This window comes from Candidatus Omnitrophota bacterium (assembly GCA_018894435.1).
Lineage (GTDB): Bacteria > Omnitrophota > Gorgyraeia > JAHIPI01 > JAHIPI01 > JAHIPI01.
In genome coordinates, this window is the sequence record JAHIPI010000008.1 from 1 (window position 1) to 9647 (window position 9647).

Annotated in this window: 10 protein-coding genes, 2 tRNA genes and 1 pseudogene; all 13 read right to left on the reverse strand. The window is 46.4% G+C overall.

What is annotated here, in order from left to right:
- The coding region (locus KKI13_00675) for a hypothetical protein (GenBank protein ID MBU4487571.1) at positions 1-205 on the reverse strand (205 nt) is incomplete at its 3' end.
- Between the two features lie 34 nt (positions 206-239).
- A tRNA-Thr gene (locus KKI13_00680) sits at positions 240-314 on the reverse strand.
- 8 nt (positions 315-322) lie between these two features.
- The gene (locus tag KKI13_00685) at positions 323-1183 is read right to left on the reverse strand and encodes an NAD(P)H-hydrate dehydratase (GenBank protein ID MBU4487572.1); all 861 of its coding nucleotides are present in this window, start codon (positions 1181-1183) and stop codon (positions 323-325) included.
- A gap of 11 nt (positions 1184-1194) precedes the next feature.
- Positions 1195-1908, reverse strand: coding sequence for a pyridoxine 5'-phosphate synthase (locus tag KKI13_00690; protein ID MBU4487573.1), 714 nt, complete (start codon positions 1906-1908; stop codon positions 1195-1197).
- 9 nt (positions 1909-1917) lie between these two features.
- Entirely contained in the window at positions 1918-2379 is a 462-nt protein-coding gene (locus KKI13_00695) for a YbbR-like domain-containing protein (GenBank protein ID MBU4487574.1), read from the reverse strand.
- The gene (cdaA, locus tag KKI13_00700; protein ID MBU4487575.1) at positions 2366-3175 is read right to left on the reverse strand and encodes a diadenylate cyclase CdaA; all 810 of its coding nucleotides are present in this window, start codon (positions 3173-3175) and stop codon (positions 2366-2368) included. The genes KKI13_00695 and cdaA overlap by 14 nt, the downstream gene beginning before the upstream one ends.
- On the reverse strand, positions 3135-4067 hold the full coding sequence (folP, locus tag KKI13_00705; GenBank protein MBU4487576.1) for a dihydropteroate synthase: 933 nt from the start codon (positions 4065-4067) through the stop codon (positions 3135-3137). Before folP ends, cdaA begins: the two co-directional genes overlap by 41 nt.
- Positions 4051-5918: pseudogene (gene ftsH, locus KKI13_00710) on the reverse strand (ATP-dependent zinc metalloprotease FtsH). The gene folP and the pseudogene ftsH overlap by 17 nt, the downstream one beginning before the upstream one ends.
- Positions 5919-6152: 234 nt before the next feature.
- Positions 6153-7559: a tRNA lysidine(34) synthetase TilS gene (gene tilS, locus KKI13_00715; GenBank protein MBU4487577.1), complete on the reverse strand. Its 1407-nt coding sequence runs from the start codon at positions 7557-7559 to the stop codon at positions 6153-6155.
- Between the two features lie 30 nt (positions 7560-7589).
- A tRNA-Met gene (locus tag KKI13_00720) sits at positions 7590-7667 on the reverse strand.
- Positions 7668-7802: 135 nt separating this feature from the next.
- A complete protein-coding gene (locus KKI13_00725) occupies positions 7803-8357 on the reverse strand; it encodes a prepilin-type N-terminal cleavage/methylation domain-containing protein (GenBank protein MBU4487578.1) in 555 nt (184 codons plus the stop codon).
- A complete protein-coding gene (gene larE, locus KKI13_00730; GenBank protein MBU4487579.1) occupies positions 8338-9183 on the reverse strand; it encodes an ATP-dependent sacrificial sulfur transferase LarE in 846 nt (281 codons plus the stop codon). Before larE ends, KKI13_00725 begins: the two co-directional genes overlap by 20 nt.
- Before the next feature lies 1 nt (position 9184).
- A partial coding sequence (locus tag KKI13_00735; protein ID MBU4487580.1) for a tRNA 2-thiouridine(34) synthase MnmA occupies positions 9185-9647 on the reverse strand: 463 nt, incomplete at its 5' end.

The window sequence follows — 9647 nt, forward strand, 5'->3', positions numbered from 1 at the left end:
TAAGGTTTTGTTTGATTTGAAATACGGGTTTATGTCTATTGGCCATATAATTAGCTTCTGAATAAGAGCGCCGAGATATACCATTTCGTTCCATAAAATCATATAGCGACCAAAGAGAAACTCCTAATTCTTTAGCAATTATTTTTGCCGTGCATTCTTTTTCCCAATAAAGATTTTTTATTTTATTTACATCCAAAATATTCATTCCAAACCTATCAGTAATTTGCTGTTTGCTAAACTGGAGCCGGGAAGTGGGATCGAACCACCAGCCTATGGTTTACAAAACCATTGCTCTACCATTGAGCTACCCCGGCGAAATTTCTTATGATAATTTTATTGCTTTACTAATATTATCTAATATATCGCGCGCGCGCAGGCTTGCCTGGCCCTTCTCCTTCGCCGCTATATCGCCGGCTAAACCATGGAGATATGCGCCGTATTTAGCCGCATCAAAGGCTTTGTAGCCCTGTCCAAGCAGGCTCGCGATTATGCCGGTCAATACATCTCCGGCGCCGGCTGATGCCATACCTGCATTACCCGTAGAATTGGTGTATATCTCACCCGCGGGTGAGGCTATAACCGTAGAAGCCCCCTTTAGTACTACCACGGCATTATACTTTTTTGCCGCTATTTCCGCGGATTTTTTTCTGTTTGCCTGGATATAATCGCTATCCTTATGCATCAATCTGGCCATCTCGCCCGGATGCGGAGTGATTACTATGTTCTTCCTCGCGCGTTTTAGAATATGAGTATCGCCGGCAATGTTATTCAATCCGTCGGCATCAAGCACTATGGGCTTCTCCAAGGCAACTATAAGTTTTTTAACAAGTTCTTTCGTCTCAGGACGCTCGGATAAGCCCGGCCCGATAGCTACGACATCGACCCGTTCTGAATATTTCATGATATCGCTGAATGCTGAGATAGGGAAATACCCCCTACCCCCGTCTTCTGCCGGCAGAGTCATGACCTCTGTAAATTTAGAGGCAAGGATCGCGTTCAGGCTTCTGGGAACGGCGCATGTTACAAGGCCGCTGCCCGCAACCAATGCTGCTTCGCTCGCAAGATAAGCTGCGCCTGTAAGACCTATGGATCCGGCTACTACCAGCACATGCCCATAATCGCCCTTATGCGTATCGGATTTTCGTTTTTTGAAGATACCTTTTATTTTTTTATTACCCGTCATATGCTTTACTTTCAGCTTATAAGCTTCAGCATTTTCTCTACCGCATTTTCTATTCCGGAAAATACCGCTCTTGATATTATGGAATGACCGATATTCAATTCGTAGATACCGCTTATGGCGGCTACCTTTGAAACATTTTCGTAATTTAGACCGTGGCCGGCATTTACTACGAATCCCAGGCTTAGCGCAAATTCGGCAGAGCTGGCTATGATGCGCAGTTCTTTTTCTTTCGCTTTAGCGCCTACGGCATTCGCATACCTGCCGGTATGGATTTCGATTATTTTAGCGCCGGTCCTGGCAGCTGCTTCTATTTGCCTCTTATCAGGGTCAATAAAAAGGCTTACGTTGACACCTTTTGGCTGAAGATATTTTACAACATCCGAAACTCTGCGCATATGCGTGACAATATCAAGCCCGCCTTCGGTAGTTATCTCCTGCCTTTTCTCAGGAACAAGTGTCGCTTGATTTGGCCTAATATCGCCCGCAATCCTTACGATCTCGTCGCTTACGGACATCTCAAGATTCAAAAGCGTCTTTATTTCTTTTTTGAGCCGCTTTATATCCAAGTCATTTATATGCCGCCTATCTTCCCTGAGATGGGCAACAATAGAATGACATCCTGTTTTTTCTGCAATCAATGCGGCTTCGACCGGGTCCGGCTCTATGCCCCTGCGCGCCTGCCGTAGCGTAGCCACATGATCTATATTTACCCCTAATTTCGCCATAAATACTATCTACTGCGCCCCTTGCGGCTTCACCGGCTCATTCTTCTTTATAATAGGAATATGTATCTTTATAAATTCATCTTCCGAGGTAATGCCGCCCGCTATAGGAGCAAGCGCCACGCGCCTGTCAATATCTTTTGAATAGCCGCTTATATCTATGGGTACTGTCTTCGCGGTTTTCACATCTCCCAGGATATTTTTAGGGCCCACGATAATACACTCTTTAGGCTCAACTGTTATGCCGCTCTCCTTTATTATGTAGCCCTCTTTCGGCTTACCCACTATTATCAAATCAACCGGTAGTTCTCTTAAAACGACATCATAATGGATCATGCTGAATATAGCCTTCTCTTCTTCGCGCCTGACCCTGCCAAGCTGCCAGGTGACATAAAACCACGTCACTACGGCAAAAACCAGCGAAAGCAGCTTAAGCCAGAAATTATGCATAATGAATCTTTTAATTTTCAGCATGTTTTTTCCTCAAAAATCTCAAAAGGCGCCTTTCCCGTTTATCTCTGCCGAAAGAATTCTCCAGCGATTTTAAGAGGTTTTCTTTGTCCAGGTCGCGCGTAAGCCTGCCGGCTAGAGCCAATGAAATCGCGCCCGTCTCTTCGGAAACCGCTATTACTATCGCGTCGGTCTCCTCCGACAGCCCTATGGCGGCGCGATGTCTCATGCCCATTGTCTTACTCAGGCGCGGGTCCTGCGAAAGCGGAAAAAGGCATCCGGCGGAAGCGATCATATCGGATTCCACTATTATGCCGCCGTCATGTAATGGCGTGTTTGGCATAAAGATCGTATTTATAAGCTCGCTCGTGACCTTGCTATATAAAGGAATGCCGCTTTCTATGTAAGGACGCAGCCCCACTTCTCTTTCTATCGCGATTAGCGCCCCTATCTTCTTTTTTGAAAGTATGGTTATGGCCTTGACTATCTCATCAAGCACCTTCTCTTCCCGCAAAGTAGCGCCGAATTGCCCCAGCCTGGCAAGGCCTCTGCGCAGTTCCGGTTGAAATATAATAAGGAGGGCCAGAACGGATAGCGGCAATATCTTCGTGATTATCCAATTCACCGTTGACAATCCAAGCTGCTGCGTCAGGATGAGCAATGCTATTATAAGAAGAAGCCCCTTAAGAAGCTGTACGGTTCTGCTCCCTCTTATAAATATAAGGATCATATAATAAATTATCCAAAGAAGGCCAACCTCGATTACCGCCCTCAGGACATTAAGCGTTGAAACATTCAAAATCATCTTTGCGTACTCCATGCCTTTTCGCCGCCATATTGACTGCGTCGGCTATACGTGCTACTTCCACCATCTCTTTTACATCATGAACTCGTAGTATGCTCGCACTCTTCGCAATAGATATTGCCGCGCAAGCCGCGCCCCCCATCAGAGCGTCGCTATTTTTTATATCATTTTCGCTTACTCCGCTCTTCGCAAGCGTCTTTGTAATGAACGATTTTCTTGAAGCTCCGACTAAAATCGGCTTATCCAATACTTTAAACTCTTCCAGGCGATTCAATATTTCGAAATTATGCTCTACAGTCTTACCGAATCCGATGCCGGGATCTACTATTATCTTATTGCTGTCGACCCCCGCCCTTACCGCTAAATCTATAGACCTTCTCAAGCTATCTATTATATCCTCTATAAGGGATCCGTAATTAATATCTTGCTGCATTGTTTTCGGCCTTCCCTTCATATGCATAAGCACGACGGGAACGTCAAATTTCGCCGCCACACCTGCCATATCGGGATCACCGGTCAGCGCTGTGACGTCATTTATAATAGCCGCACCGGCCTTCATTGCCTCAGCCGCTACCCCGGCTTTATAAGTGTCTATGGAAATAGGTATATCTATAGATTTTGAAATTGCCTCTATTACGGGAATGACCCTTGCTATCTCCTCGTCTGTGGAAACCGGTTCGGCTCCCGGCCGCGTCGACTCTCCGCCTATATCTATGATGTCAGCGCCTTCTGATATCATTTGATGTGCTCTCTTTATGGCATCTTTCGCGTCCATAAAAAGCCCTCCGTCAGAAAAGGAATCAGGAGTCCTGTTTAAAATACCCATTATGTAAGTACGCTTAGAAAGAGCTAATTCAAATCTGTTCCATCTTATATCAAAACTGCCGCTCTTAGCTTTTGTTTGCATCGCGAGCCGCGCCGTCTTTTGTCTCTTTTTTCACATCAATATTCAGAAGGGCTTTTACTTCATCATCATTCATCACTTCTTTTTCAAGCAATTTATTCGCCAGAAGGTCAAGGTCTTTTTGCGTCCTGTAAGCATCACTCTTGCGTTTTCATAGCATTGATCAACGATCTTTTTGACTTCTTCGTCAATAATGCGCGCTGTCTCCTCGCTGTAGTTCTTTTCTTCCGCGATATCCCTGCCAAGAAAGACCTCTTCATAAGCCTTGCCGAAAGTAAGGTGGCCAAGGCGCGGGCTCATGCCGTATCGCGTTACCATATCCCGCGCTTTTTCGGTAACGACCTTCAAATCAGAGGCCGCCCCCGTGCTTATTTCATTGAAAGTTATCTCCTCGCTTGCCCGCCCCCCTAGCGCTACCGTTATTTCCGCCATCAGTTTCTTTTTGGAAAAATAGTGCCTGTCTTCCATCGGCGGCGTCAACGTATAACCTCCCGCTACACCGCGCGGCAGTATGGAAACCTTATGAAGAGGGTCCGCCTCCGATACGAAAAGGGATAATATTGCATGTCCGGACTCATGATAGGCGGTCAGGGTCCTTTCTTCTTTGCTGATCACGCGCGATTTCTTTTCCGGTCCCATCCAGATCCTCTCTATGGCCTCTTCCATATCCCCCATCATGACAGCCGGCTTGTTTCGCCTTGCAGCTAAAAGTGCCGCTTCGTTTATCAGGTTGGCAAGATCCGCTCCGGTGAAGCCGGCGGTCTGCTTGGCTATCCTCTTCAAGTCTACACTCTTATCGGCCTTTACATTCCTCGTGTGTACCTTTAAAATCGCCTCTCTTCCGACTATATCGGGCCTGTCTATAAGGACTATCCTGTCGAATCTTCCCGGACGCAAAAGCGCAGGGTCTAGGACATCGGGTCGGTTTGTCGCTGCGATAAGAATGACGCCCAGCTGGGTATTAAAACCGTCCATTTCTACCAAAAGCGCATTTAGCGTCTGCTCCCTTTCGTCATGGCCGCCGCCTATTCCGGCAAAGCGTTGACGGCCTACGGCATCTATTTCATCAATAAAAATTATGCACCCTTTCTGCGATTGCTTTGCGGAGCGCTTCGCCTGCTCGAAAAGGTCTCTTACTCTGCTTGCCCCTACGCCCACAAACATCTCTACAAAGTCAGAACCCGATATACTAAAAAAAGGCACGCCCGCCTCACCCGCAACAGCTTTTGCCAATAAAGTCTTGCCTGCTCCCGGAGGCCCAATCAATAAAACTCCCTTTGGCATCTTCCCGCCGAGTTTCTGGAATTTTTTTGGGTCTTGGAGAAATTCTATCACTTCCTTCAATTCTTCTTTTGCTTCATCTACTCCGGCTGCATCGTCAAAAGTCACCGGCTGCTTTTCTTCGCCTACCAACTTGGCGCGGGATTTGCCGAATGACAAAAGTTTTCCGCCTCCCTGCCCCGCGCCCCGCCAGAAAAAGAGCCATAGAAGCCCTATGAATACAAGCGAAGAAATAAGAGACGGCAGGAAATTCGTCATAAATACATTGCTGCGCGCTACTTTAAAATTACTTATTTGATCGCGTAGCACCGTTATAAGTTCGGGATCACGCTCAGGCACATCAACTTTAAACCTCTCGCCCGTGGACAACCTGCCCTCGACGGTACCGTCCCGCATGACCGCCGCTGTAACACTTTGGGAAGTATCCACGCCGATTAAGATGCGGTAAAATTCGCCGTAATTCAACTCTTTAACGGGCCCCTCAAGGGAAAGCGTGCCAAGGCGCAGTAAATAAAAAGCTACCAGAACAAATATTAGCCACGTAATAAAATTCTTCCCGTTCGGATTTTTCATGCCCTGTTTTTTCTTGTCACTTCGCTTTGAAATCTGTGCCATATCGCGTATCTCCTATTATTAAATTTTTATTATACCAAATACTAAAAGTTGGTGCAAGCAAAATTGGCCTACCCCGTTAGACCTCCAACTAACTTCAAACCCTTTTCAAACTTTCGTCTTGTATACTTATGTCCTATCAAATGCCAACGTCTTCTCACCTCAAACAATGCGCGTTAAGAGGTCTAACGGGGCCTAGCTTCTTACTGCACTTAATTTGATTATTTTCTTTGTGCCGTCTTTTAGCTTAAAGTCATCCGATAATTTTACGCCCGCAACCCACAATATATCATTTCCCGAAAGAATTACCGGCAATCTGTCTCTCGTTTCATAAGGGACCTTTTCATCAACAAATATATCGTGAAGCTTCTTGGGCGATTTCATGCCAAGGGGTTTTATCCTGTCGCCTTCACGCCTTGTGCGCACCGCCAGTACCGAGCCCAGGATATCACCGTTTACATATTCTGTGTTCTTGTCCTTTTTCTTTAAAAACGAGGGCGCATTTTTTACAGCCCTGGCTTTGATTATTACGGACAATTCCTGAACAGCCACCTCCCCGGGTATCCTCAATTTTAACACCTTGCTGAAATAATGATCTGTCTTTTTTGCGCTGTCTTTTGCAAGAAAAAGCAGCCTATCCCCGCTTTTAACGACTCTGATCCCCTCGGGCAGATTAACGCTTTTTTGCTCGGTGCCATTCAGGATGGCCTCAATAGCGCTCCAATGTTTATACGATATATTTTTAAGATTGCCCTTCACTTTTGCTATCGCGAGCCTCACTACAATACGCTGTAACGCCGGGTGTAAGCAGGACAGCGCCTTAACGCTTAATGCTGTGGCTTTTCCCGCCGGGTGCTCTACCTGCTTCATCTTCCGGCCGGCAATTTCCGAGAGGAGCGACGATTCGTCGCTAAGAATTACGGCTAGGAACGAAAGCCCCTCTTTTATATTCGGATTAAAAGTTTTTTCCAGAAACGGGATCAGCTGATTTCTTATTTTATTCCGAAGATAGACATTCTCAAGATTTGAAGCGTCAAGCCTTGTGCCTATTTTATTTTTTTTCAAATACTTCTCAATGTCTTTGCGGGGCGTATCCAGAAGCGGCCGTATTACAAGAAATCTTCCAGCCCTGCGCTTATACGGGATTCCTGCCAATCCCAGTGAGCCGGAACCTTTTAGTAAGCGCATAAGGACTGTTTCCGCCTGATCGTCCAGGGTGTGGGCTGTCGCGATTTTATCTGCCTTAAATTTTTTGGCTGCGCGCTCATATAAGGCATATCTCGCCTCTCTAGCCGCATCTTCAACCGACATTTTAAGGCGTTTGGCTAAACTCTTGACATCTTCTTCTTCGATCAAACATGGGATCCTCATTCTTTTGGCCAGGTGTTTTACAAAATCCGCGTCCAGGTGCGCCGCCTCGCCTCGCAGTTTATGGTTAAGATGGGTAATAAAAAGCTTAATATCGTAGGTCCTTCCAATGTCCGCCAGTATATTTAAAAGCGCGACAGAGTCAGGCCCTCCCGATACGCCCACGACGATCCTGTCGCCTTTTTTTATGAGCGCTTTTTTCTTAATCGTTTGCTTTACTTTTGAATAGATCATTTTGGTGTGCTTTTGTGATGGGTAAATAACTGGTAGCGGGGGTGGGGATCGAACCCACGAACCCCGGAGGTATGAGCTCCGTGCTCTAACCATCTGAGCTACCCCGCCACAAATTCAGTCGTAAGTCTTAAGTTTTATCAGCCGAAGGCTGATCCGCCTCAGGCGGAAGTCGTAAGATTAAGCCGGTTCAATGAGACCGTAATTATAACATAGGTACTAATAATACGCAATTACTTTTCTGACTCAAAATGGCGACGCTTCCCTATCTCCGCCGGAGCGCGACCCGGGCCATAGATACCTTGTATCGATAAAAGATACATGTCCATCCAAATAAGCGGCATAGCCTATTTTCCCATGCCTGGACAAGGCCGGATCGTCTTGATAATATACTAAAGAACGGTCAGAGTCGCAAAATAAGATTGTATCGGTATAAGAAGTGGTGACCTGCGAAAGCCTCTTAGATGATAACAATTCATTATAGCCGTATGAAAATACGCCTTCATCGTAGTAGTCATCAATCATCGGGCATCGTGTTATTTCCTTCTCGTCATCCAGATACGGCAGGATGAGGTCAAACCCAAAACTAGCTGACGGCATAAATACATCATCATGATCATCACAATAGTATAACATCCCATGGTACAATTGCCTTAAATTGCTGATGCACAAAGCACGACGTGCCGCCTGTCTGGCCCTCAATATTGCCGGTGCCAACGCCGCCGCAAGCAGGCTAATAATCGCTATTGTCACTAAAATTTCGATTAATGTAAAGGCTAAATTACGCAATTTCTTTGACATAGCATTTCTTCCTGTGCATTTTGTAAAGCACCTCATTCATGCTGCCTGTGCGGTACCCCTCTAGATCTAAGGTAATATATGAAAATCCGAGCTTCCTTAAGGCGCTTATCACGGCCTTTCTAAGCCTCATATCGGAAAATCTTTTGATGTTATCCGGCAAAACCTCCAGGCGCGCTATCTTCCCATGTATCCTTACTCTGACCTGCTTAAAGCCCTGGCGCTGAAGCGCTTCCTCAGCCCTGTTAATCATCCCGAGCTTAGCTCTTGTGATCCTGTCGCCGTAAGGGAATCTCGAGGCAAGACATGCGAATGACGGCTTATCCCATGTAGAGAGTCCAAGTTTTCGGGAATATGCCCGTAGTTCCCTTTTTCCTATGCCGGCTTCCGCCAAGGGACTCCTGACTCCCAGCTCGCGCCCTGCTATAGCGCCGAACCGTAGATCATTTTTATCATCCCGATTAAAACCGTCTATGACATAAAGAAAACCCCCTTTGTCTGCAATAGCCGCAAGCCGGCCAAATAATTCTTTCTTGCAGTAATAGCACCTGTTGACAGGATTTCTTAAAAACGCGGCATTTGCGGTCTCCTTAGTGTGAATAGTCATGCCATGCGCTTTTAACTTCTGCATCAATTTCAGAGCGCTCTTATGCTCTCTCTCCGGGTACGTAGCCGATTTCGCCGTGACCGCAAGCACATTTTCCCTACCAAGCGTATCAAGCGCCACCTTAAGCAGTAATGTACTATCAAGCCCTCCGGAAAAGGCGACTACAACCTTATCCATTTTTTTCAAAATTTTCTTTAATTTTAATAGCTTATTTTCCGGCATTTTATTCCAATACGCGCGATATCCACGCGCTACCCATTACCACGTCACGCTTATAAAAGACCGCTGCCTGTCCGGGGGTAATCGCTTCTTGCGGGCTTTTAAATGTTACCCTCAGCTCGCCGTTTTCGGCCTTCTCCACCACTGCCGGCGCCTTTTTATGGCCGTATCGTATTTTCGTAAGAAATTTCGTGGGCCTCTTTATGCCGCCCATAGCCATCCAGCTAGGCTCCGACACCACAAAAACACGCTTCCTGACCTCTTCCCTAGTCCCGGCTATCACAGCATTTTTCGCCTTATCTATTCTGACGACATAAAGCGGCTTCTTGTGGGCTACCCCCAAACCCTTGCGCTGACCGATGGTATAAAAATGTATGCCTTTATGGCGCCCTATCCGCTCGCCTCTTGTATTGAATATATCTCCTTCGCCGCTTGTAATAGCGCCTTTTCTTTTAAGATAATCGACA